Below are 23,760 nucleotides of genomic sequence, written 5' to 3'. Positions count from 1 at the left end.
CGTGATGCGCTGGCGGGCTTTCCTGTCCCGGCGCCAGCAAGAGCCTAAACAAGGAAACACCGATGAGCGCCAGCACAACTGCAACAACACGTCACGACTGGTCCCTGGCTGAGGTCAAGGCCCTGTTCCAGCAGCCGTTCAACGACCTGCTGTTCCAGGCGCAGACCGTGCATCGCGCGCACTTCGACCCAAACCGCGTGCAGGTTTCCACGCTGCTGTCGATCAAGACCGGTGCCTGCCCGGAAGATTGCAAATATTGTCCGCAGTCCGGCCACTACAACACCGGCCTGGAAAAACAGAAGCTGATGGAAGTGCAGAAGGTGCTGGAAGAAGCCGCTCGGGCCAAGACCATCGGCTCCACCCGCTTCTGCATGGGTGCGGCCTGGAAGCACCCGTCGGCCAAGGACATGCCCTACGTCCTGGAGATGGTCAAAGGCGTCAAGGCCATGGGCCTGGAAACCTGCATGACCCTCGGTAAGCTCGATCAAGAGCAGACCAAAGCCCTGGCCGACGCCGGCCTGGACTACTACAACCACAACCTGGATACCTCGCCGGAGTTCTACGGCAGCATCATTACCACCCGCACCTATGCCGAGCGTCTGCAGACCTTGGCCTATGTGCGCGATGCGGGGATGAAGATCTGCTCCGGTGGCATCCTTGGCATGGGCGAGTCGCTCGATGACCGCGCCGGCCTGCTGATCCAGCTGGCCAACCTGCCGGAGCATCCGGAGTCGGTACCGATCAACATGCTGGTCAAGGTCGCTGGTACACCGCTGGCCGAAGAGGAAGACGTCGACCCGTTCGATTTCATCCGCATGCTCGCGGTAGCGCGCATCCTCATGCCCAAGTCTCACGTGCGTCTCTCCGCTGGCCGCGAGCAGATGAACGAACAGATGCAGGCCCTGGCCTTCATGGCTGGCGCCAACTCGATCTTCTATGGCGAGAAGCTGTTGACCACCGCCAACCCGCAAGCTGACAAGGACATGCAACTGTTCGCCCGTCTCGGTATCCAGCCCGAAGCGCGCGAAGAGCACGCCGATGAGGTGCACCAAGCGGCCATCGAGCAGGCACTGGTCGAACAACGCAGCAGCGAGCTGTTCTACGACGCAGCACAGGCCTGACATGGCGTTCGACCTGGCGGCGCGCCTGGCCGAACGACGCGCCGCGGATCTGTACCGGCAGCGGCCATTGCTTGAAAGCCCCCAAGGACCGGAGGTGGTGGTCGATGGCCAGCCGCTCTTGGCCTTTTGCAGCAACGATTACCTAGGGCTGGCCAACCACCCGGAAGTGATCGCCGCCTGGCGTGCAGGCGCCGAGCGCTGGGGTGTGGGGGGCGGTGCCTCGCATCTGGTGGTCGGTCACAGCACGCCTCATCACCAGGTGGAAGAAGCCCTGGCCGAACTGACCGGACGCCCACGCGCGCTGCTGTTTTCCACCGGCTACATGGCCAACCTGGGCGCCATCACCGCCTTGGTGGGGCAAGGCGACACGGTGCTGCAGGATCGTCTCAATCATGCATCGCTTCTCGATGGCGGCCTGCTCAGCGGTGCGCGTTTCAGCCGCTACCTGCACAACGACCCCGTCAGCCTGGCCAACCGCCTGGAGAAGGCGACCGGCAATACGCTTGTGGTCACCGATGGCGTGTTCAGCATGGACGGCGACCTGGCCGACCTGCCTGCGCTGGCCAAGGCCGCCCGCACTCATGACGCCTGGCTGATGGTCGATGACGCCCATGGACTGGGCACGCTCGGTGCCCAGGGTGGCGGCATCGTCGAGCATTTCGGCCTGGGCGTTGAGGATGTTCCGGTGTTGATTGGCACCCTGGGCAAGGCGTGCGGCACCGCTGGTGCTTTCGTGGCCGGCAGCGAGGAGTTGATCGAGGCGTTGGTGCAATTCGCCCGTCCGTACATCTACACCACCAGCCAGCCGCCAGCGCTGGCCTGCGCCACGCTCAAGAGCCTCGAGCTGCTGCGCCGCGAGACCTGGCGCCGCGAGCACCTGGCGGCGTTGATCCGCCAGTTCCGCGCGGGCACCGAGCAGATCGGGCTGGCGCTGATGGACAGCCCGACCGCGATCCAGCCGATCCTGATCGGCGACAGCGCACGCGCCCTGCAGTTGTCCCGGATGCTGCGCGAGCGGGGCTTGCTGGTGACGGCGATCCGCCCACCGACCGTCCCCGCCGGCAGTGCACGCCTGCGCGTGACCCTGAGCGCGGCCCACAGCGAGGCGCAGGTCCAGCTATTGTTGAATGCATTGGCCGAGTGTTACCCACTGCTGGAGTCCGCCGATGCGTAACCGACTGATCCTCTTGCCCGGCTGGGGCCTGGGCACTGCTGCACTTGAACCCCTGGCTGCAAGTCTCAGGGCCCAGGATTCACGTCTGCAGGTCGAGCTGATGCCGCTGCCGGAGCTCGCCGATGCCGATGTCCAGGCCTGGGTCGATTACCTGGACCGCAAGCTGCCCACCGACAGTTGGCTGGGCGGCTGGTCGTTCGGTGGCATGCTCGCCAGTGCCCTGGCGCACACGCGTGGCGATCACTGCTGTGGTCTGGTGACGCTCGGCAGCAACCCGAGCTTCGTCCAGCGCGCTAATTGGCCCCATGGCATGGCGGTGGACACCTTCGGTACGTTCCTCGACGGCTGTCGCAGCCATCCGCAGGTGACCCTCAAGCGTTTTCGCAGCTTGTGCAGCGATGGCGCGCAGATGCCGCGCACGCTACTGCGCCAGTTGGGTGTCGGCGTGCCGGACACCGATCCGCTCTACCTGGCCACAGGGTTGGAAGTCCTGGCCAAGCTGGACACCCGCAATGCCCTGGAGCAGTACGGCGGGCCGCAATTGCATCTGTTCGCCGGCAGCGATGCGCTGGTGCCGGCGGAGGCAGCCAAGGCCTTGAGCGAGTTGTTGCCGGATGTGGAAGTCGGCCTGGTTGAAGACAGTTCCCACGCCTTCCTGCTGGAGTATCCACAGGAGCTGGCGGCGGGCATCAAGAGTTTCTTGCATGAGAGTGGTGATGACTGACCTTTCCCGTCCGACCCTGCCCGGCACTCTGCCGGACAAGCGCCAGGTGGCGGCCTCGTTCTCCCGCGCTGCAGCCAGCTACGACAGCGTAGCGGCCCTGCAACGGGCGGTGGGCCTGGCGCTGCTCGGCCAGCTCCCTGCTGACCTGCAGCCTGAGCGCTGGCTTGACCTGGGCAGCGGCACGGGGCATTTCAGCCGCGCCCTGGCCGAGCGCTTCAGCGCTGCGGCGGGTGTGGCAGTGGACATCGCCGAAGGCATGTTGCGCCATGCCCGTGAACAGGGCGGGGCGCATCATCATGTGGCGGGCGATGCCGAGCGGCTGCCGTTGCGCGATGACAGTGTTGACCTGGTGTTCTCCAGCTTGGCGGTGCAATGGTGCGACCAGTTCGGCAGCGTGCTGAGCGAAGCCCGCCGTGTGCTGCGGCCGGGCGGGGTGCTGGCATTCAGCAGCCTGTGCGTCGGCACCCTCGATGAGCTGCGTGCCAGTTGGCAGGCGGTGGACGGCCTGGTCCACGTCAATCGTTTCCGACGCTTGGAGGACTATCAGCGGCTGTGTGGCCAGAGTGGCCTGCAGGTGCTTGGCCTGGAGCGTCGCCCGCATGTCCTGCATTACCCAGACGTGCGCAGCCTGACCCACGAGCTCAAGGCCCTGGGGGCGCACAATCTCAACCCTGGACGGCCTTCGGGTCTGACCGGGCGGGCGCGGATGCAGGGCCTGTTGCAGGCCTATGAAGGCTTCCGCCAACCCGAGGGCCTGCCGGCCACCTACCAGGTGGTCTATGGCGTACTGCGCAAACCCTTGGCAGACGAGGCGTGACATGAGCCAGGCCTATTTCATCGCGGGCACCGACACCGATGTCGGCAAGACCACCATCGCGGCCGGGCTGCTGCATGCGGCGCGGTTGGAGGGCTTGAGCACCCTGGGCGCCAAACCGGTGGCATCCGGCTGCACGTCAGGCGCCAAGGGCCTGCGCAACGCCGATGCCCTGGCCTTGATCGCCGAAAGCTCGGTGAAGCTGCCTTACGAGCAGGTCAATCCGTTCGCATTCGAGCCGGCCATCGCTCCACATGTTGCGGCGCGTGAGGCAGGGGTCAGCCTGGACGTGCCGGTGCTGCTGCAGGCGATGCAACATGTACTGGCCCAGGGGGCCGACTTCACGCTGGTGGAGGGGGCGGGGGGCTGGCGGGTGCCGTTGTCCGCCCATGCCCATCTGTCGGACTTGGCTATCGCCTTGAGGCTGCCGGTGATCCTGGTGGTGGGCGTGCGCCTGGGCTGTATCAACCACGCTTTGCTGAGCGCCGAAGCCATCGCCCGTGATGGGCTGCAACTGGCAGGGTGGGTGGCCAATATCGTCGACCCGCGGACGTCGCGCCTGGAAGAAAACCTCGCCAGCCTCGCCGAGCGATTGCCGGCGCCTTGCCTGGGACGGGTACCAAGGCTCAAGCAGGCCACGGCCGAGGCCGTGGCGGAGCACCTGCACCTGGATCTTCTGGATTGACGCGCTCAGCATTGTCTATTAAGTGGCACAAGGCTATTAGGTATTTAAACGGGCCTTTTACGCTTTTGGCTGCTTTAATAAGCCTGACCTTGCATCCTGCGTCTTTGGAGTCCTGACATGGAAATCACCGGTAGCACTGCCTATTACGCTGGCCTTGGCGCCATCCAGGCCGGGCAGAACCGAGTCGACCAAGCCGCCAGTCAAATCGCCAGCAGCACCGTCGAGCGTGCTGCCACCAGCCAGTCCAGCGACTATCAGGCCGAACGCCTGCAGGCGGTCGATCGCAGCCAGCAGATGGACCTGGCCACCAGTACCGTCGAGTTGGCGCTGGGCAAGCATGAAGTCGCATTGGGCGTGAAAGTCGCCAAAGCCTCGGACGAGATGCTTGGCCGGTTCATCGATACATACGTCTGATCCAACCCCCCATCCACCGCCTAGACTCCTTGTAGAGCGGCGGTTCTACACGCTGATTTTCTGACCTCAACCAGACGGCTCCGTTGTCTGTCGTCCTGTTCGCGGTTAAACCTGCGAACAGGCTGCGGCATCCAGGGTCGCTTCGGAGCTTATGGCGTTTATGTCGTGTTTCGCGGCGTAAATGGCACCATAGTCCATCCTTGACATTGGGCGGGGCTAAACGTAAGTTTCAAACAACTGTTTGACCGAAAGCCGCCAAGAGCTGGTTGGTACCTGCGGTCTCTCCACTGGACTCATCACAGAGGTTCATCGCTATGCCTGATTACAAAGCCCCCTTGCGTGATATTCGCTTCGTCCGTGACGAGCTGCTCGGCTACGAGGCGCATTATCAGAGCCTGCCGGGTTGCCAGGACGCCACGCCGGACATGGTCGACGCGATCCTCGAGGAAGGCGCGAAGTTCTGTGAGCAGGTGCTGGCGCCCCTGAACCGTGTCGGTGACCTGGAAGGCTGCACTTGGAGCGAGTCGGGCGTTAAGACCCCGACCGGTTTCAAGGAGGCCTACCAGCAGTTCGTCGAAGGCGGCTGGCCGAGCCTTGCGCATGACGTGGAACATGGCGGCCAAGGTCTGCCTGAGTCCCTGGGCCTTGCCATCAGCGAAATGGTCGGTGAGTCCAACTGGTCCTGGGGCATGTACCCAGGCCTGTCTCATGGCGCCATGAACACCCTGTCTGCCCACGGCACCGCCGAGCAGCAGCACACCTACCTGACCAAGCTGGTGACCGGTGAATGGACCGGCACCATGTGCCTGACCGAACCGCACTGCGGTACTGACCTGGGCATGCTGCGCACCAAGGCCGAGCCCCAGGCGGATGGTACCTACAAGGTGTCCGGCACCAAGATCTTCATTTCCGCTGGCGAGCACGACATGGCCGACAACATCGTCCATATCGTCCTGGCCCGCCTGCCCGATGCCCCGGCTGGCACCAAGGGCATCTCGCTGTTCATCGTGCCGAAGTTCCTGCCCAACGCCGAAGGCGGTGTTGGCGAGCGCAACGCCGTGAGCTGTGGCTCCATCGAGCACAAGATGGGTATTCACGGCAACGCCACCTGCGTGATGAACTTCGACGGCGCCACCGGCTTCCTGATCGGCCCTGCCAACAAGGGCCTGAACTGCATGTTCACCTTCATGAACACCGCTCGCCTGGGCACCGCGCTGCAGGGCTTGGCCCACGCCGAAGTGGCTTTCCAGGGTGGCCTTAAGTATGCCCGCGAGCGTCTGCAGATGCGTTCGCTGACCGGCCCGAAAGCGCCAGACAAAGCAGCCGACCCGATCATCGTCCACCCGGACGTGCGCCGCATGCTGCTGACCATGAAGGCCTTCGCCGAAGGCAACCGCGCCATGGTCTACTTCACCGCCAAACAAGTGGACATCGTCAAGTACAGCCAGGACGAGGAAGAGCGCAAGAAAGCCGACGCCCTGCTGGCCTTCATGACCCCGATCGCCAAGGCCTTCATGACCGAGGTTGGCTTCGAGGCTGCCAACCACGGTGTGCAGATCTACGGTGGCCACGGCTTCATCGCCGAGTGGGGCATGGAGCAGAACGTGCGCGACAGCCGCATCTCCATGCTGTACGAGGGCACCACCGGTATCCAGGCCCTGGACCTGCTCGGTCGTAAGGTGCTGATGACCCAGGGCGAGGCGCTCAAAGGCTTCACCAAGATCGTGCACAAGTTCTGCCAGGCCCAGGAAGGCAACGAAGCCGTCAAGGAATTCGTCGAGCCGCTGGCCGCGCTGAACAAGGAATGGGGCGAGCTGACCATGAAGGTGGGCATGGCCGCGATGAAAGACCGCGAAGAAGTCGGTGCTGCCTCGGTGGACTACCTGATGTATTCCGGCTACGCCTGCCTGGCGTACTTCTGGGCCGACATCGCCCGCCTGGCTGCCGAGAAGCTGGCTGCCGGCACCAGCGAAGAGGCGTTCTACACTGCCAAGCTGCAAACCGCACGTTTCTACTTCCAGCGTATCCTGCCGCGTACCCGTGCGCATGTGGCGGCCATGCTGTCCGGCGCGGGCAACCTGATGGCCATGAAGGAAGAAGACTTCGGTCTGTCCTGCTGAGCCAAGCGGTAACCTGGAAAAACCGCCTGCCTTCACCGGCAGGCGGTTTTTTTATGCCTGTCGCTGCAAGCACACATCCAGCAATCGTTTAAACGTTCCGTGTATTCATCTATTCATGTGCGCTGCCGATGAACTAGAGGCACAATGCTATTATTGATCTGCCGGGTCGGAGATTGCCTTTTGTTTCGTCTATCCGCTGTACGCGCGAGCCATTTCCTGCCTTCGTTGTTCCTGTTGCTGTCGGGGCTGGCGGCAGCTTATGTGAGGGACCTCAGCGTCTTCTTCACCTCCCTGTTCAATGTATTGCCGACATTGGTGCTGTTGCTCGGCGGTGCCTATTGCGCGGTGTACCGTCGTCAGCGCGAGCTGTTCTTGATGGTCACGGTGTACATCGCCTATTTCCTGCTCGACACGCAGACCGATTTCTACCGCGACAATGGCCGTGTCCGAGAGGACGCGGCGGTCGTGTTCCACCTGGTCTGCCTGCTGTTACCCATTCTGTTCGGGCTGTTCGCGGCGTGGCAGGAGCGCACCCACCTGGCCCAGGACCTGCTCGCCCGCTTCGCCGTGCTGTTCGCCGTCGGCAGCGTGGCGGTGGCGTTGGAGCAAAGTTTTCCGCAGGCACTGCTGAGCTGGTTGGCGGAGATACGCTGGCCATCGCTGCATGGTCAATGGATGAGCCTCATCCAGCTGGCCTACCCGCTGTTCCTGGGGATGTTCGTTCTTTTGGTGGTGCAGTACCTGCGCCAGCCGCGACCCTTGCATGCGGCGCAGATCATCGGTCTGATCGGCATCTTCTGGATGCTGCCCAAAACATTCATCCTGCCGTTCACCCTCAACATCATGTGCAGTCAGGTCATGCTGATGATTGCGGCGGCGGTGTCTCATGAGGCCTATCAAATGGCCTTTCGCGATGAGCTGACCGGCCTGCCGGGGCGCCGCGCTCTGAATGAGCGTATGCAGCGTCTGGGTCGCAACTATGTGATCGCGATGACCGACGTGGACCACTTCAAGAAATTCAACGATACCCATGGCCATGATGTCGGTGACCAGGTGTTGCGTCTGGTCGCCAGTCGCTTGGGGCGTGTCACCGGCGGTGGGCGTGCCTATCGCTACGGTGGCGAGGAGTTCGCGCTGGTCTTTGCCGGCAAGACGGTCGAGGAGTGCACGCCCCACCTGGAAGCGGTGCGGGAAATGATCGCCAACTATGCGATCCAGCTGCGTGACCAGAACAGCCGCCCACAGGACGATTCGACCGGACGTCAGCGCCGCGCAGGCGGCGCAGGCAGTACGGTTTCGGTGACCATCAGCATTGGGGTTGCGGAACGCCAGGTGGATCATCGTTCACCGGACGAGGTGCTCAAGTCCGCCGACGAGGCGCTCTACAGCGCCAAGGGAGCCGGCCGTAACTGCGTCATGGTTTTCGGGCAGCATTCCCGGCGCGGGGCGGTTCGCATGGCGTCGTGATCGTGGTGACTGAAACTGACCTGTCAGTCGCATGATGACCCTATGTCTCGTAAAAGTTGTTCGGTTACACTGGCTCCAACCTAGTGTCGCGATCCTGAGGGATCGCCCCGACCTGATAGCGAGAGGTTGTCATGGCTGAGTACAAAGCGCCGCTGCGCGACATGCGTTTCGTTCTGAATGAAGTCTTCGAGGTGGCCAAGCTCTGGTCCCAACTGCCGGCCCTGGCCGAGGCGGTCGATCAAGATACCGCCATGGCTGTGCTGGAAGAGGCGGGCAAGGTCACCGGCAAGACCATCGCTGGGCTAAGCCGTAGCGGCGACGAAGAAGGCTGCCATTGGGACAACGGCACCGTGCGCACCCCGGCTGGCTTCATCGAGGCCTACAAGACCTACGCCGAAGGCGGCTGGGTGGGCGTGGGCGGTGACCCGCTGTTTGGCGGCATGGGCATGCCCAAAGCCATTTCGGCGCAGGTCGAAGAGATGGTCAACGCCTCCAGCCTTGCCTTTGGCCTGTACCCGATGCTGACCGCAGGTGCTTGCCTGTCGATCAACGCCCACGCCAGCGAGGCGCTGAAGGAAAAGTACCTGCCCAACATGTACGCCGGTGTCTGGGCCGGCTCCATGTGCCTGACCGAGCCCCATGCCGGTACCGACCTGGGGATCATCCGTACCAAGGCCGAGCCCCAGGCTGACGGCAGTTACAAGGTCAGCGGCACCAAGATCTTCATCACCGGCGGCGAACACGACCTGACCGAGAACATCATCCACTTGGTGCTGGCCAAGCTGCCGGATGCGCCGGCGGGTCCCAAAGGCATCTCGCTGTTCCTGGTGCCCAAGTTCCTGGTCAACGAAGATGGCAGCCTGGGCGCACGCAACCCGGTCACCTGCGGCTCGATCGAGCACAAGATGGGCATTCAGGCCTCGGCCACCTGCGTGATGAACTTCGATGACGCCACCGGTTACCTGGTGGGTGAGCCGAACAAAGGCCTGGCGGCCATGTTCACCATGATGAACTACGAGCGCCTGGGCGTTGGCATCCAGGGCCTGGCTTCGGCCGAGCGCTCCTACCAGAACGCCGTCGAGTATGCTCGCGAGCGCTTGCAGAGCCGGGCACCGACCGGCCCGCAAGCCAAAGACAAGGCCGCTGACCCGATCATCGTCCATCCGGACGTGCGTCGCATGCTGCTGACCATGAAGGCGCTGATCGAAGGCGGGCGTGCCTTCTCCACCTATGTCGCCCTGCAACTGGACAGCGCCAAGTACAGCGAAGATGCCGCCACGCGCAAGCGCAGCGAAGAGTTGGTGGCGTTGCTGACCCCCGTGGCCAAGGCCTTCCTCACCGACCTGGGCCTTGAGTGCACCGTTCACGGCCAGCAGGTGTTCGGCGGTCACGGATATATCCGCGAGTGGGGGCAGGAGCAACTGGTCCGCGATGTACGCATCACCCAGATCTACGAAGGCACCAACGGCATCCAGGCCCTGGACCTCATGGGACGCAAGGTGGTCGGCAGTGGCGGCGCGTTCTACCGCCTGTTCTCCGATGAGATCCGTCAGTTCATTGCCAGCGCCGGTGCCGAGCTGGATGAGTTCACCCAGCCACTGGCCACCGCGCTCGACGAGCTGGACGGGTTGACCGAATGGGTACTGGCGCAGGCCAAGGGTAACCCCAACGAGATCGGTGCGGCCTCGGTGGAGTACCTGCAGGCGTTCGGTTACGTGGCTTATGGCTACATGTGGGCCTTGATGGCGCGCGCTGCTCGGGCCGGCAAGGACGACGAGGCGTTCTATGGTGCCAAGCTTGGCACCGCGCGCTTCTACTTTGCCCGTCTGCTGCCGCGCGTGAATTCGCTGGTGGCATCGGTGAAAGCCGGTAGCGAGACGTTATACCTGCTCGACGCCGCACAGTTCTGATATCGCCCATGTAAGCCCGCTCCTACACGGTCATCACGGCCAGGTAGGAGTGGGCTTTTTTTCGAGTGCGAATCCACAGCATGTCGTCTTTTGAGACTTTTGTGTAAGTGATTTCTTACACGACGCGGTGGCTTTTTTCCTCTTTTCTGAAATTGGATCCAGGGCTAATCTTCACTCCATGGACGTAGCGCAGGATGCGCAATGGACAGAACAGGGACAACGTAGGATTTCCTGCCAGGGTGGCGGGGCGATAAGGATGTCAAGGGAAACAGTCTGGAAAACCCCGCTTCGGCGGGGTTTTCTTTGTCCGCTCGTTTTTCAGCCAAGCACGTCCAACGGCGAAACGCCTGGCAGGCGGGCGTCGGTCTCTTCCTCCAGCAGTGTACGCAGCAGTTCCACCGAGGCCTGCTGGCGCTGGGCATCGCGGAACACCAGGCCGACCTTCAGCGGCACCCTCGGTTCGCTCAAAGGCTTCCACAGCAAGTCCTGGTCATCTTCGGTGGCATCCTTCGCCCGACCGGGCAGGATGGTTGCCAAGGCGGTATGGGCCAGGCTGTCGAGAATCCCCGCCATGTTGTTCATCTCCGCCTGCACCTGCGGCCTGCGCCCCAGGCTAGCCAGTTGCGCCTGCCAGATCTGCCGGATCTGGAACTCTTCGCCGAGCATCAGCATCGGCAACTCAGCCGCCTGGCGCAACGAGACTTTCTTGAAGTCCTTCAAGGGGTGGGTATTGGGGATGACCAATTGAAGTTCATCTTCGTACAACAGCAATCCATGCAAGCCCGGTTGGCGTGGCGGCAGGTAGCTGATGCCGATATCCAGGCTGCCATTAAGCAGGCGCCGCTCGATTTCTAACCCTGACAACTCATAGATCTGCACCACCAGGTGCGGTTGAGCCCGGCGCACGCGCTCCAGCAATTGCGGTACCAAACTCGGGCGCACAGTCTGCAGTACGCCGATGGCCAGCGTACGCAGAGACTGGCCTTTGAAGTTGCGCATCGCTTCATGGGCTCGCTGCAGGCCGTCAAGCAAGGGCAGGGCGTGGTTGTACAAGGTGTGGGCGGCGAGGGTCGGCAGCAGGCGTTTGTTGCTGCGCTCGAACAGGCTCAGGTCGAGGCTGTGTTCAAGTTGGCGAATCTGCTGCGACAACGCCGGCTGTGACAGCGACAGGCGCTCGGCGGCCCTGCCCACATGGCCTTCTTCATACACCGCGACGAAATAGCGCAGTTGTCGAAAATCCATAAGATCTACTTATCGAAAAAGCTGGAAAAACGGAATGGCCGAATGTCGGCTTGAAGCCTAGTCTATCGCCGTATTCCAAAGGGTTACAGCGCTCGCCGAGCCGATTGTTACCTGCAGGGAGAAACACTTTTGATAGGTAAGGCAAAATAAACCGCTGCCGACCCTGACCCAGATGGCTGGAGCCCCGATGAACCTGTTCAACCTGCGCCGTTCGGCCCCTGCCGCTGCCGAGCCCAAGCCTGCTCCGGTGAGCGCGCCAGCGGCGTCGGAGCCGACCCGCGAACGGCTGATGCCAAGCGCCGAGCGGGCGCCGCAGGTGTTCGTACGAGGCCAGGGCTCTTGGCTGTGGGACAACCAGGGCCATGCCTACCTGGACTTCACCCAGGGCTGCGCCGTCAACAGTCTCGGCCACAGCCCAAGCGTGCTGGTCAAGGCCCTGGGCAACCAGGCCCAGGCGCTGATCAACCCTGGCGCGGGGTTCCACAGCCGTGGCTTGCTGAGTCTGGTCGATCGCCTCTGCCAGAGTACCGGCAGCGATCAAGCCTACCTGCTCAACAGCGGTGCCGAGGCCTGCGAGGGCGCCATCAAGCTGGCACGCAAATGGGGGCAGCTGCATCGCAACGGCGCTTATCACATCATCACCGCCAACCAGGCCTGCCATGGGCGCAGCCTGGGGGCGCTGTCGGCTTCCGACCCGTTGCCCTGCAATCGCTGCGAGCCTGGCCTGCCAGGATTCAGCAAGGTGCCCTTCAACGACCTCGCGGCCCTGCACGCCGCCGTGGACTCGCGCACCGTGGCGATCATGCTCGAGCCGATCCAGGGCGAAGCGGGGGTGATCCCGGCGACTCGCGAGTATCTGCAAGGGGTCGAGCGTCTGTGTCGCGAGCTGGGCATCCTGCTGATTCTCGACGAAGTGCAGACGGGCATCGGCCGTTGTGGCGCTTTGCTCGCCGAGCAGACCTACGGTGTGCGCGCCGACATCATTACCTTGGGCAAAGGCCTGGGTGGTGGTGTCCCGCTGGCGGCCTTGCTGGCCCGCGGCAGCGCATGCTGCGCCGAGCCGGGCGAGCTGGAGGGCAGCCATCATGGCAACGCGCTGATGAGCGCGGCCGGCCTTGCGGTACTGGAGACCGTACTCGAGCCAGGCTTCTTCGAACACGTGCAGGACAGCGGTCGCCATCTGCGTGACGGCCTCAGCCGCCTGGCCGGTCGCTATGGCCAGGGCGAAGTGCGTGGCCAAGGGCTGCTTTGGGCGCTGCAGCTGCACGAGGACCTGGCCCGTGAGCTGGTCGAGGCGGCGCTGCACGAGGGGCTGCTGCTCAACGCACCGCAGGCCGATGTGGTGCGCTTCTCTCCAGCGCTGACCGTGAGCAAGGGCAACATCGACGAGATGCTCCTGCGCTTGGCCCGCGCCTTCGCCCGCCTGCATGCCCAGCAACACAGTCGCCGCGAGGTGTCGGCCTGACCGGCCCCGGGCGTCACGAATTTCACCGAACCGTCTCGCGTTCCTGCGCATCGCCCTTAGCCAGCAGTACTTGGCTCGGGGCGTTTTTTTTTGCCTGGCGCTTGGTCATGGAACCCTGGCGTGACCCGGCTAGTCTCTTTTGAAACCCTTCCAAGGAGAGACGAACATGGATTTCATCCGCATCATCATCGCTATCATCCTGCCGCCACTGGGCGTATTCCTCCAGGTCGGGTTCGGCGGCGCGTTCTGGCTGAACATTCTGCTGACATTGCTGGGTTACATTCCGGGCATCGTGCACGCGGTGTATATCATCGCCAAGCGCTAACTCTTCGCGGGTAACCTGCTCCACCACGGCTTATTGCCCGTCTTGTGGGAGCGGGTTTACCCGCGAAAAGGCCTCCGATGTCTATCGCCCCAGCACTCGGCAATAGAACTTCCATTCTTCCTCCAACGCGTGCGCCAGGTTCTGCGCCTTGCGCAGCCCGTGCCGCTCACCGGCATAGAAGTGCCCTTCGGCTTCGATGCCATTGGCCTTGAGTGCGGCCAGCATGGCGCGGGTCTGTTCGGGCACTACCACGGCGTCCAGCTCGCCCTGGAAAAAGATCACCGGCACCTTGATCTGGCCAGCGTGTAGCAACGGCGTGCGTTGGCGATAGCTTTCGTGGTCGAGCTGCGGATCACCGATCAGCCAGCCCAGGTAATCGCCTTCGAACTTGTGGGTGGCCTGGTCGAGGGCGACCGGGTCGCTGACCCCATAGAGGCTCGCCCCCCCGCGGAACACATCATGGAAGGCCAAGGCACACAGCGTGGTGTAGCCCCCGGCACTGCCGCCGCGGATGAAGGCTTGACGCGGGTCGACCAGGCCGAGTTTGGCCAGATGGTCGACGGCGGCGCAGGCATCCTGCACATCGAGCTCGCCCCAGTTGAGGTGCAGGGCCTGGCGATAGGCACGGCCATAGCCGGTACTGCCCCGGTAGTTGAGGTCGGCTACGGCGAAACCGCGCTGGGTCCAGTACTGGATACGTGCATCGAACACCGGGTAGCAGGCCGAGGTCGGTCCGCCATGGATGAACACCACCAGTGGCGAAGGGGTTTCGGCGCCGACGGCAGGATAGAAGAAGCCATGGGCCTGGCCATCGCCACTGGGGTAGTGGATGGGGCGCGGGCGGCTGACCCGGTCGGCGGGTAACGCAAGCCCACCGCCGGCAAGTACCCTGCTTCGGCCGGTGTGCCGATCGAATGCGATGACCGCAGGCGGGGTCAGGGGCGAGGCGGCGATGGCATAGACATGCCCGGCATCCGCGGCGAGGCTGCGAAAACGCGTGTATTCACGGCCCAGGCGCTGAACCTGACGATCTTCGCCGTACAGCCCCAGCAGCCCGAACCCATCCTCGAACCAGCTGGCCAGGTACGCCTGCGGCCCGATCGGCAGCCAGGTGCTGGCGCCCAGTTGCCAAGGTGCGGCGGCATGGTCGGCGGCGGCGGCAGGCAAGGCTTGCCAGGTGCCACCCAGCTCTCCCCAGGGTTGCCAGAAACCGTTTTGGTCAGAGAGACAATAGAGCTGGCCTTGGGCATCGAAGCGCGGTTGTTGCAGTGAAACCTCCCGCGTCCCATGCCCTGCCAGGCAGTACACCGTGCCCCAATGACCGTCATGGTTGCGCGCCCGGCACATCAGGCGGGTGCGAGTCCAGGGCTGCGCGGGGCGGTCCCACTCGATCCAGGCCAGGCGCTGTCCATCGTCGCTGAGGGTGGGTGAGGCATAGAAATCAGCCCCTTCTGCCAACACCTCGCGCCCCTCGGACCCGATGGCCACGAGCCGGTGCTCGACCGATTCGCCATGGCGCTCCTCGACTGCCAGTACCCGTCCCGCATGCCACAGCACATCGCCGTAGCGGCACTGCGCGTCCTGGGTCAGCGGGCGCGGTGAGGAGCCGTCGAGGGCCTGGGTATAGAGCTGCTGGTCGGCTTCATTGACGAACACCACGCCGTCGCCGCCAAGGCAGAAGCTGCCGCCGCCGTATTCATAAACGCGGCTGCGTGCGCTGAAGCCGTCCGGCGTCAGGCAATGGGCCTGCTCGTTGCGCCAATGCCAGAGGCGGCAGGCGCCATCGGCGGGACGGAATTCGTTCCAGAACACACCGTTGGCACCGACCTTGAGTTCGGCAAAATCGGTGCTGGCCGCGACCGCCTGGGCGGCGCTGAAATCAACCGCGGGTGATGATTCGTGAGTTGCGCTCATTGCGGAAGGTCATCTCTTCGATGGTCAACTGGGCGGTTTGCGCTTCTTCACGGGCCTTGAGAATGATGCCGTGATCAGGGGATTTGGCGCACACCGGATCGGCGTTGCTGGCATCGCCTGTGAGCATGAAGGCCTGGCAGCGGCAGCCGCCGAAGTCCTTTTCCTTCTCGTCGCACGAGCGGCAGGGCTCGGGCATCCAGTCGTAGCCACGGAAGCGGTTGAAACCGAAGGAGTCGTACCAGATATGCCGCAGATCGTGGTCGCGCACATTGGGGAACTGCACTGGCAGTTGGCGTGCGCCGTGGCAGGGCAGGGCGGTGCCATCGGGCGTGATGGTCAAGAACAGGCTGCCCCAGCCGTTCATGCAGGCCTTGGGGCGTTCCTCGTAGTAATCCGGGGTGACGAAGATGAGCTTGCAGGGGTTGCCCGCGACCTTGAGTTGCTCGCGGTATTCGTTGGTGATGCGCTCGGCCCGTTCCAGTTGGGCGCGGGTCGGCAACAGCCCCAGGCGATTGAGGTGCGCCCAACCGTAGAACTGGCAGGTGGCGAGTTCTACGAAATCCGCCTCCAGGGCGATGCACAGCTCGATGATGCGGTCGATCTTGTCGATGTTGTGCCGGTGGGTGACGAAGTTGAGCACCATGGGATAGCCATGGGCTTTCACTGCGCGGGCCATCTCCAGCTTCTGGGCGAAGGCCTTCCGCGAGCCTGCCAGCAGGTTGTTCACCTGCTCGTCGCTGGCCTGGAAGCTGATCTGGATGTGGTCCAGCCCGGCCTGCTTGAAGGCGGCGATCTTCTGCTCGGTCAGGCCGATGCCGGAGGTGATCAGGTTCGTGTAGTAGCCCAGGCGGCGGGCTTCGCCGATGAGCTCGGGCAGGTCCGGGCGTACCAGCGGCTCGCCGCCGGAGAAGCCCAGTTGGGCCGCTCCCAGCTCGCGGGCCTCGGCCATCACCCGGAACCACTGTTCGGTGCTGAGCTCCTGACCCTGTTGGGCGAAATCCAGTGGATTGGAGCAGTACGGGCATTGCAAAGGGCAGCGGTAGGTAAGCTCGGCGAGCAGCCACAGCGGCAGGCCGACTTCGGGCTTGGCTGGCACTTCAGGCGAGGACGATCCAGTGTTCGGCACGGGCCACCTCCATGAACTGCTCGATGTCGTCGGCGACTTGCGGGACATCCGGGAACTGACGCTCGAGCTCGGCGATGATCGCCGCCACATCGCGCTCACCGTCGATCAGCGCGCCGATCAGGCCAGCGCTTTCATTGAGCTTGATCATGCCCTCGGGGTATAGCAGGACATGGCCTTTTTGGGCAGGCTCGTACTGGAAACGATAGCCCGGGCGCCAGGCGGGGACTTGCTTGCGGTCGAAACTCATAGGGCGATCCCCTTGTGCCAGACCCGCTCAGCCGTGACGGTGTGGTAGGGCGGGCGGTTCAGTTCATAGGCCATGCTCATGGCGTCGAGCATGCTCCAGAGGATATCCAGCTTGAATTGCAGGATTTCCAGCATGCGCTCCTGCCCCTCGCGGGTCGTGTAGTGCTGCAGGGTGATCGCCAGGCCGTGCTCCACGTCGCGCCGGGCTTGGCCCAGGCGGGTGCGGAAATAGTCGTACCCGGCCGGGTCGATCCAGGGGTAGTGCGTGGGCCAGCTGTCCAGGCGCGACTGGTGGATCTGCGGGGCGAACAGCTCGGTCAGCGAACTGCTGGCGGCCTCCTGCCAACTGGCGCGGCGGGCGAAGTTGACGTACGCGTCCACGGCAAAGCGCACGCCCGGCAGTACCAACGCCTGGGAGCGCAATTGGTCTGGGTCCAGGCCCACGGCTTGGCCCAGGCGCAGCCACGCCTCGATGCCGCCGTCCTCGCCCGGTGCGCCATCGTGGTCGAGCAGGCGCTGGATCCACTCGCGGCGTACTTCGCGGTCGGGGCAGTTGGCCAGGATTGCCGCATCCTTCATCGGGATGTTGACCTGGTAATAGAAGCGGTTGGCCACCCAGCCCTGGATCTGTTCACGGGTGGCGCGGCCTTCGTACATCGCCACGTGGTAGGGGTGGTGGATGTGGTAATAGGCGCCCTTGGCGCGCAGGGCCTGCTCGAATTCGGCAGGGGACATGGGTCGTGCATCGTTCATCAATTGACTCCCATAGAACGCACTATCGGCTGACTTCGCCGCCTGTGGGAGCGGGTGAACCCGTTCCCACAAGGGCCGAGCAGCCCCGTTACAGCTCGATGCTCATGCCGTCGTAGGCGACTTCCACGCCGCGGCGTTGCACTTCGGCCCGCTCGGGTGAGTCCTCATCGAGAATCGGGTTGGTGTTGTTGATGTGGATGAGCACCTTGCGCTGACGCGAGAAGCCGTCCAGCACCTCGAGCATGCCACCCGGACCGTTCTGCGCCAGGTGGCCCATCTCGCGGCCGGTACGGGTGCCGACACCGCGGCGTTGCATTTCATCATCCTCCCACAGGGTGCCATCGACCAGCAGGCAATCGGCGCCTTGCATCATCTGCAGCAATTTGTCGTCGACCTGGCCCAGGCCCGGGGCGTAGAACAGCTTGCCGCCGGTGCGGGTGTCTTCCACCAGCAGGCCGAGGTTGTCTCCCGGGTGTGGATCGAAGCGGTGAGGCGAATAAGGCGGCGCGGCGCTGCGCAGGGGGAAGGGGGTGAACCGGAGGTTCGGGCAGGCTGGGATGACGAAGCTGCCTTCGAGCTCGATGCGGTTCCACACCAGACCGCCATTCCAGTGGCTGAGCATGGTGAACAGCGGGAAGCCGGTGGTCAGGTCTTGGTGGACCATCTCGGTGCACCAGACCTGGTGCGGGCAGCCTTCGCGCAGGCTGAGCAGGCCGGTGGTGTGGTCGATCTGGCTGTCGAGCAGGACGATCGCGTCGATACCGGTATCGCGCAGGGCGCGGGCTGGCTGCATTGGCGCGAAGGCCTGGAGCTGGGCACGGATGTCCGGCGAGGCGTTGCACAGGACCCAGTGCTCGCCATCGTCCGACAGTGCAATGGAGGACTGGGTACGCGCTGTGGCGCGCAAGGTGCCATCGCGGTAGCCCTTGCAGTTGGCGCAATTGCAGTTCCACTGAGGAAACCCGCCACCGGCGGCGGAACCGAGAATCTGGATGTACATGGCTGCTCTCTATCCGAAAAACCGTTGCCAAAAAACGCAAACGCCCCGGCGGACCGAGGCGTCTGATCGCAGCGATGCTTAGCGGTTGGCGAAGTACATGGTCACTTCGAAGCCGATACGCAGGTCAGTGTAAGCAGGTTTGGTCCACATGGGCGTTCTCCTTCCGGATGGGGTTGGGTGGTCAGTTACTTTGTTTGGCGCCGCCTTGGGGAGGAGGTTCCATTGACTGAGATTGCGCTATCTTACAAGAAAAATTTGTACCGAAAGGTTAATTATTCGAAAAGTGCCGTTGCAGTCTCCGTAACAATCCGGCTGGGTTCAGTGCCAACTGGCATCCGGCGCCGGGGCGTTGGCCAGGCACACCCAGCCATGCTCGGCTGTCAGCAGGGCCTGCCTGAGCCGATCCAGATGCGTTTGCTCTGTCGTCAGGATAGACCGCCTTAGCGCAGCAAGATCGTCGGCTTCTATAGCCAAGTGTGTCTGCCATGCCCATTGCGCGACATCGCCATTGTTCATGGCATTTTCCTCTAATTGAGCGGCGAGGTCCTCGCGGGCTTGCACGTCGAGCGGCAGGTTCTGCCCGAGCAAATGCAGGATATGGTCGAGGATCTGTGCATGGCTGGCCTTGGGCGACTGCACGCCGAAGAGCAGCCCGCAGACACCTTCGATCTGACGAAAGGTACTGAACACGGCGTAGCCCAACTGCAATTCGACTCGCAGACGCTGATAGTACGGGCCTTGCAGCAAGTGGGCGAGCAGACGGCCAGCGGCTTGCTGGTGCGCGGGCAGTGGGCAGAACAGCAACAGCGCCGGTTCGCTGCCTGGGGGCTGGAGCGCATGCCAACGGCGACCCGCGAGTGATGGAGGGGCATGGCGCGTTTCAGGCGTGCCCATCACACCCTGAAGTGCCGCCGCCAGCGCTGACTGCTCGGCCGTGGCGAACCCCACCGCCAAGCCCTGCCAGCGAGCGGTTTGCCAGAGTGCGTCAAGTGAGGCTTGGTTCAGTACACAGTCATTGGGCTGTGGAGGTGGGTCATGCCGGATCGCATCGGGCAGTGCCTGGAGCAAGGCGCGGATCGGAACCAGCGCAGGCTTGGGCGTCGGTGGCGATTGCCAATCGTCCACGCCAGGTTGGCGTAGCAGCGGGAGGGCTTCGTAGAGCGTGCGTATCACCGCTTCCGGTGCGCCTGCACAGCGCAACTGCCAGGCATTGCCGCTCGCCGTGAAGTCCAACTGCAGCGACGCCCTCTCGGCGCGTTCGACCAACGGCTGTAGCGAATGCTCGAGCAGGGGTTGGAAGCGCTGGCCCAAGGGAGAGCTGACGTGCCAGCGCAGGTAGAGCGCGGCAAAGCGGCGTGAAGCGGGCAAGGCATCGCTGATCGCGAGGCTCGCGGGCAGGGCTACGCGCGCATGGCGAGGCAGGGTTGCCAGCAAAAGGGGGTCGGCGGGCGCAAGTTGCCAGTGGCCATGGTCGCGGTGCGGCAGGCTGTCCAGCAGCGCGCGCAAGGCGTCGAGGCCTTGCTCGTCAAGGGGGCGAAAGGGCTGGCCTGTGCTATCCCGGCGCGCCAGTTCCAGAGCGCTGGCCGTGTATGCGCGACGTTGCTGCAACTGGGCATGTGTGCGGTTCAGTGCGTTGTGATCGGCCTGGCGCAGAAAGCCCAGCCAGCCTTGGAGCGAGGCCAGGATCTCATCTTGCGAGGCGTCTTCGCTTACCTGGAGCTGGGCGCTCCACAGCAACTGGCCGGCATGAACATAAAGGGGCTCGGCCTTGAAGCTGCGCAGCCAGCCGCGCTGGCGCAGATAGGCCAGCCAGCCGCCAGGGCGATTGTCGCCCAGACAGGCGAGCAGCAACTCCAAGGCGGCTTCGGCGCCTTCGGGCAGATGCTCGTGGGCAAACAGCAGGTCCAGATGATCATCGGCCCTTACAGCGGTTGGCTGCGCGCGCTGCAAGAGCCTCGGCGGCAGGGCTTGCGCGGTGGGATCGCCAGCGGCCAGCAACAGGCCAAAGCGAGTGCCCAACGTTTGAAGGTCATCCAACGACTGGGGCCCGCACAGGCTGAGCACCATTTGCCCACCGTGGTAGGAGCATCGATGGAAGTCGCGTAGCGCCAACTGGAATGCTGGCGCCTGTATGGCCAGGGTGTATCGATTGCCAGCGTGAAAACCGCCCAGCGGATGCGCAGGGGCTGCGCTCTGCAGCAGGGCAAATTGCCGTTGGGCTTGTGGGTTGCGCGACCAGGCGATGAACTCCGCGTGGATCACTTCCCGCTCACGACGTTGGCGCTCGATGCTCAGGTCAGGTTCCGCCAGCATCTGGCACAGTCGCTCCAGGCCACCTGCCAGCGCGTGTGGCGGGACTTCGAAGAAAAAATCGGTGGTGCGTTCGCGGGTGCTGGCATTGACCTGACCGCCCAGGCTCTGCACGTAGCGCATCAGGCCATCTGCCAGGGGAAAGCGCTCGGTGCCGAGAAAGAACAAATGCTCGAGAAAGTGCGCCAGCCCAGGCCATTGGGCTGGGGCGTCATGGCTTCCAGCATGCACCCGGATGGCCCCGGCAGCGCGTTTGAGGCGCGGGGCGTGGCGCAGGGTGAGCTGCAGGCCATTGGAGAGGGTGAGGTGGCGGGTGGCGTCAGGCATGGCGTAATCCTAACGCATTGGCCGGCCCTGATCTGCAGGTGTGGGCCTGCTTAGTGCCAGGGCCGCAGCCGGCCCTCGCAGGTTTCAGGTGCTACGAAGATGCAGCTCGCAGCGCAGGTCGGTCAAATAAGGAAATGCCTTGCGCCCTTGCTCCACGCATTCGTGGTCAAGGTCCGCCACCAACTGGCATTCCTCCTGGCCGGCCATCGCCAGAACGCTGCCGTCCGGCCCGATGATGCTGCTTTGGCCGCAGTAGTGGATCTCATCCTCGGCCCCGCAATAATTGGCATAGACGAGGAAGCACTGGTTTTCCTGTGCCCGCGAGCGCACGGTGACCTGGCAAGTGAAGTCGTACGGCTGCATGTTGGCCGTCGGCACCACGATCAGTTCGGCGCCGCCCAGCGCCAGGCGCCGGGCGTTTTCCGGAAACTCGATGTCGTAGCAGATCAACATACCCAGCCTCCAGCCCTCCAGCTCGACCACCGGGAAGTGATCAGGGCCTGGGCTGAACATCGAACGGTCCAGTTCGCCGAACAGGTGCGTCTTGCGGTAGTTGCACAGGCTGCGACCGTGGCTGTCGATCAACTGCACACTGTTATACAGCGCGCCATCCTCGCCTCGCTCTGGATAGCCATAGGCGATGGCGATGCGATGGGCCTGTGCGATATCGACCACGCTCATGGCCGACGGGCCATCGTTGGGCTCAGCCAGGCGCTGTACGGCGCCCAGGCCGATGTTGTAGCCGGTCAGGAACATCTCCGGGCATACCAGCAACTGCGCGCCGCCAGCGGCGGCCAGTTGCGCCTGCTGTTGCAGGCGCTCGAGGTTGCCGGGTACGTCCAGTGGCCTTGGCGCGCCTTGGTACAGGGCGATGCGCATGGTGCGTCCTCGTGTCAGTCCGGCAGGGCGATCGGGCCGAGGTCATGGAAGACATCGCCTGGGCCCGGGTTTTCAGGATGGGTCTTGCCGCCGAAGTGGTTCATGATACCCCACACCGCATTCAGCGATGTCTGCACCGCGCCTTCCACCCAGGCTGGGGTCCACGACACATCGTCGCCAGCAATGAAGATGCCGCGCTGCTCGGCAGGCATGTCCTGCTGCATGAAGTGCGCGTACATGCGCTGGTTGTAGCGGTAGTGCCCTGGCAGCGCGCCTTTGAAGGCGCCGAGGAAGTAAGGGTCGGCTTCCCAGGAAATGGTGATCGGATCGCCGATGATGTGCCCCGCAATATCGGTTTTCGGGTAGATCTTCTTCAGAGCATCGAGGGCCAGCTGCACACGTTTTTCGGTCGGGTGCGGCAGCATCTTCAGGGCATCGCTCATCCACGCGTAGGACAGGCAGATCACCCCCGGCTTGTCGTCGCCGTTATCGAACAGGTAGGTCCCACGGGTCAGGCGGTCGGTGAGCGTCATGCTCATCAGGTCGCGCCCGGTTTCCGGGTCCTTGTCCTTCCAGAACGGCCGGTCGACCATGACGAAGGTTTTCGACGACTGCATGTAGCGGGTGCGGTCCAGGGCCATCCACATCTTTTGCGAGAACAGCGACTCCTCGCAGTCGATCTGGGTGGTCAGCAGCCAGGTCTGGCAGGTCGCGAGCACTGCGGCGTAATTGCGGGTATCGCCCCAGGTGTCAGTGACCGCCAGGCTGCCATCGGCCGCGCGGTGGATGCGCTTGACCCCGCCGCGTGGCGCGCCGCCATGCAGCGAGCTCAGGCTGGTGCCGGCTGGCCAGTGGGCGCAACGCTCGGGTACGTGACGCCAGATGCCCTGAGGCACTTGCTCGACGCCGCCGACCACCAGATGCTGATGGTCGTCGCAGTTGGTCATGACCACGCGGAAGATTTCCAGCATCGAGTTGGGGAAGTCCGAGTCCCAGCCGCCGGTGCCGAAGCCGACCTGACCGAAGACTTCGCGGTGCTGGAAGCTTAGTTTGGCGAAGGAGCGCGAGGTGGCGACGAAATCATAGAAGGTGCGGTCGTCCCACAGCGGAACCAGGGTGTTCCACAGCTCTTTGAGGCGCGGTACATCGCGGTCACGAATGGCTTGCTGGATCTCGCTGAACTGGGCGCCGCTTTCCAGGGCATCGGCCCAGGCATCGGCCACTTCCTGGAACAATGCCGGCAGGTCGGAAATCTTCTCGGCGTAATAGGTCTGGCCTTCAAGGTCGATGACCGTGCTGCCGGAGGCTGGGGTCAGCGGGTTGGGGAAAGGTTTGGTTTCCAGGCCCAGTTTGTCGACATAGTGATAGAACGCAGTGGACGAGACCGGGAAGCGCATGCCGCCCAGTTCGGCGACGATGCCGTCAGTGCCGTTGAAGGCCTGCGAGCGCAGACGCCCACCCAGTTTCGAGGCTTCGTACACCACCGGCTTGAGGCCCAGCTTCATCAACTCGTAGGCCGCCACCAGACCTGCGATGCCACCACCGACGATCGCCACTTCTTCGCCATGACGCTCGGCTGGAATGCTGCCCAAGCCGGCCGGGTGTTCCAGCCAGTCGTCAAAGCCGAAGGGGAAGTCCGGGCCGAAGATGGTGACAGGTTTCTTGCCGTCGACGGGGTGGCGGTTTTTCTTGTTCATGTGATGACCTTGCCAGGGAGGCTACGCAGAAGGCGGAGCCTGAGTAT

The 23,760-nt window shown here is 63.6% G+C and carries 21 protein-coding genes; 11 read left to right on the top strand and 10 right to left on the bottom strand.

Annotation, left to right across the window (positions count from 1 at the left end; genetic code table 11):
* The first annotated feature begins 62 nt into the window (after window positions 1–62).
* The 9 genes from bioB to HMPREF3173_RS06385 all read left to right on the top strand — a co-directional run bounded on the left by bioB (window position 63) and on the right by HMPREF3173_RS06385 (window position 10,429).
* Window positions 63–1,121, top strand: coding sequence for a biotin synthase BioB (gene bioB, locus HMPREF3173_RS06425; RefSeq protein ID WP_070571962.1), 1,059 nt, complete (start codon window positions 63–65; stop codon window positions 1,119–1,121).
* A gap of 1 nt (window position 1,122) precedes the next feature.
* The gene (gene bioF / locus HMPREF3173_RS06420; protein WP_070571961.1) at window positions 1,123–2,295 is read left to right on the top strand and encodes an 8-amino-7-oxononanoate synthase; all 1,173 of its coding nucleotides are present in this window, start codon (window positions 1,123–1,125) and stop codon (window positions 2,293–2,295) included.
* Window positions 2,288–3,019, top strand: coding sequence for an alpha/beta fold hydrolase (locus HMPREF3173_RS06415; RefSeq protein WP_070571960.1), 732 nt, complete (start codon window positions 2,288–2,290; stop codon window positions 3,017–3,019). The genes bioF and HMPREF3173_RS06415 overlap by 8 nt, the downstream gene beginning before the upstream one ends.
* Window positions 3,012–3,836 (top strand): malonyl-ACP O-methyltransferase BioC, encoded by an 825-nt coding sequence (gene bioC / locus HMPREF3173_RS06410; protein WP_070571959.1) that lies wholly within the window; start codon window positions 3,012–3,014, stop codon window positions 3,834–3,836. The genes HMPREF3173_RS06415 and bioC overlap by 8 nt, the downstream gene beginning before the upstream one ends.
* Window position 3,837: 1 nt before the next feature.
* A complete protein-coding gene (bioD, locus tag HMPREF3173_RS06405; protein ID WP_070571958.1) occupies window positions 3,838–4,518 on the top strand; it encodes a dethiobiotin synthase in 681 nt (226 codons plus the stop codon).
* A gap of 117 nt (window positions 4,519–4,635) precedes the next feature.
* Window positions 4,636–4,932, top strand: coding sequence for a pyrroloquinoline quinone biosynthesis protein PqqE (locus HMPREF3173_RS06400; RefSeq protein WP_070571957.1), 297 nt, complete (start codon window positions 4,636–4,638; stop codon window positions 4,930–4,932).
* 314 nt (window positions 4,933–5,246) lie between these two features.
* On the top strand, window positions 5,247–7,052 hold the full coding sequence (locus tag HMPREF3173_RS06395; protein ID WP_043215854.1) for a phenylacyl-CoA dehydrogenase: 1,806 nt from the start codon (window positions 5,247–5,249) through the stop codon (window positions 7,050–7,052).
* 180 nt (window positions 7,053–7,232) lie between these two features.
* Window positions 7,233–8,519 (top strand): GGDEF domain-containing protein, encoded by a 1,287-nt coding sequence (locus HMPREF3173_RS06390; RefSeq protein WP_070571956.1) that lies wholly within the window; start codon window positions 7,233–7,235, stop codon window positions 8,517–8,519.
* A gap of 131 nt (window positions 8,520–8,650) precedes the next feature.
* Complete coding sequence (locus HMPREF3173_RS06385; RefSeq protein WP_070571955.1) at window positions 8,651–10,429, top strand: acyl-CoA dehydrogenase C-terminal domain-containing protein; 1,779 nt, start codon at window positions 8,651–8,653, stop codon at window positions 10,427–10,429.
* 318 nt (window positions 10,430–10,747) lie between these two features.
* On the opposite strand, the gene HMPREF3173_RS06380 is transcribed toward HMPREF3173_RS06385, so the two are convergent.
* Window positions 10,748–11,671, bottom strand: coding sequence for a LysR family transcriptional regulator (locus tag HMPREF3173_RS06380; protein ID WP_043210345.1), 924 nt, complete (start codon window positions 11,669–11,671; stop codon window positions 10,748–10,750).
* Window positions 11,672–11,858: 187 nt separating this feature from the next.
* On the opposite strand from HMPREF3173_RS06380, the gene HMPREF3173_RS06375 reads away from it, so the two are divergent.
* Complete coding sequence (locus HMPREF3173_RS06375; protein ID WP_070571954.1) at window positions 11,859–13,136, top strand: aspartate aminotransferase family protein; 1,278 nt, start codon at window positions 11,859–11,861, stop codon at window positions 13,134–13,136.
* Between the two features lie 166 nt (window positions 13,137–13,302).
* On the top strand, window positions 13,303–13,461 hold the full coding sequence (locus HMPREF3173_RS06370) for a YqaE/Pmp3 family membrane protein (protein ID WP_009681539.1): 159 nt from the start codon (window positions 13,303–13,305) through the stop codon (window positions 13,459–13,461).
* A gap of 81 nt (window positions 13,462–13,542) precedes the next feature.
* Here the strand turns inward: HMPREF3173_RS06370 and HMPREF3173_RS06365 are convergent, their stop codons facing one another.
* From HMPREF3173_RS06365 to HMPREF3173_RS06330, 9 genes are all read right to left on the bottom strand, one after another.
* Complete coding sequence (locus tag HMPREF3173_RS06365) at window positions 13,543–15,375, bottom strand: S9 family peptidase (protein ID WP_070571953.1); 1,833 nt, start codon at window positions 15,373–15,375, stop codon at window positions 13,543–13,545.
* Window positions 15,341–16,501 carry a pyrroloquinoline quinone biosynthesis protein PqqE gene (gene pqqE / locus HMPREF3173_RS06360; protein ID WP_070571952.1) on the bottom strand — a complete coding sequence of 387 codons (1,161 nt, stop codon included), beginning with the start codon at window positions 16,499–16,501 and terminating at the stop codon, window positions 15,341–15,343. The genes HMPREF3173_RS06365 and pqqE overlap by 35 nt, the downstream gene beginning before the upstream one ends.
* The gene (gene pqqD / locus HMPREF3173_RS06355; protein ID WP_070571951.1) at window positions 16,473–16,748 is read right to left on the bottom strand and encodes a pyrroloquinoline quinone biosynthesis peptide chaperone PqqD; all 276 of its coding nucleotides are present in this window, start codon (window positions 16,746–16,748) and stop codon (window positions 16,473–16,475) included. Before pqqD ends, pqqE begins: the two co-directional genes overlap by 29 nt.
* Window positions 16,745–17,500 carry a pyrroloquinoline-quinone synthase PqqC gene (gene pqqC, locus HMPREF3173_RS06350; RefSeq protein WP_070571950.1) on the bottom strand — a complete coding sequence of 252 codons (756 nt, stop codon included), beginning with the start codon at window positions 17,498–17,500 and terminating at the stop codon, window positions 16,745–16,747. The genes pqqD and pqqC overlap by 4 nt, the downstream gene beginning before the upstream one ends.
* 88 nt (window positions 17,501–17,588) lie before the next feature.
* A complete protein-coding gene (pqqB, locus tag HMPREF3173_RS06345) occupies window positions 17,589–18,500 on the bottom strand; it encodes a pyrroloquinoline quinone biosynthesis protein PqqB (protein WP_043210355.1) in 912 nt (303 codons plus the stop codon).
* Window positions 18,501–18,578: 78 nt separating this feature from the next.
* Window positions 18,579–18,650: a pyrroloquinoline quinone precursor peptide PqqA gene (gene pqqA, locus HMPREF3173_RS23835; protein WP_003243383.1), complete on the bottom strand. Its 72-nt coding sequence runs from the start codon at window positions 18,648–18,650 to the stop codon at window positions 18,579–18,581.
* Window positions 18,651–18,818: 168 nt separating this feature from the next.
* Window positions 18,819–21,137, bottom strand: a complete 2,319-nt coding sequence (gene pqqF / locus HMPREF3173_RS06340) for a pyrroloquinoline quinone biosynthesis protein PqqF (protein WP_070571949.1) — start codon at window positions 21,135–21,137, stop codon at window positions 18,819–18,821.
* An 84-nt stretch (window positions 21,138–21,221) separates the two neighbouring features.
* Entirely contained in the window at window positions 21,222–22,016 is a 795-nt protein-coding gene (locus HMPREF3173_RS06335; protein WP_070571948.1) for a carbon-nitrogen hydrolase family protein, read from the bottom strand.
* A 14-nt stretch (window positions 22,017–22,030) separates the two neighbouring features.
* Window positions 22,031–23,713 carry a flavin monoamine oxidase family protein gene (locus HMPREF3173_RS06330; protein WP_043210361.1) on the bottom strand — a complete coding sequence of 561 codons (1,683 nt, stop codon included), beginning with the start codon at window positions 23,711–23,713 and terminating at the stop codon, window positions 22,031–22,033.
* Window positions 23,714–23,760: the final 47 nt, after the last annotated feature.

The sequence above is a fragment of the Pseudomonas sp. HMSC08G10 genome, assembly GCF_001808425.1.
In the GTDB taxonomy this organism is placed as follows: Bacteria; Pseudomonadota; Gammaproteobacteria; order Pseudomonadales; family Pseudomonadaceae; genus Aquipseudomonas; species Aquipseudomonas guariconensis.
The sequence above is the reverse complement of the archived record's forward strand: the minus strand, read 5'-3'. Positions and strand labels throughout refer to the sequence as shown.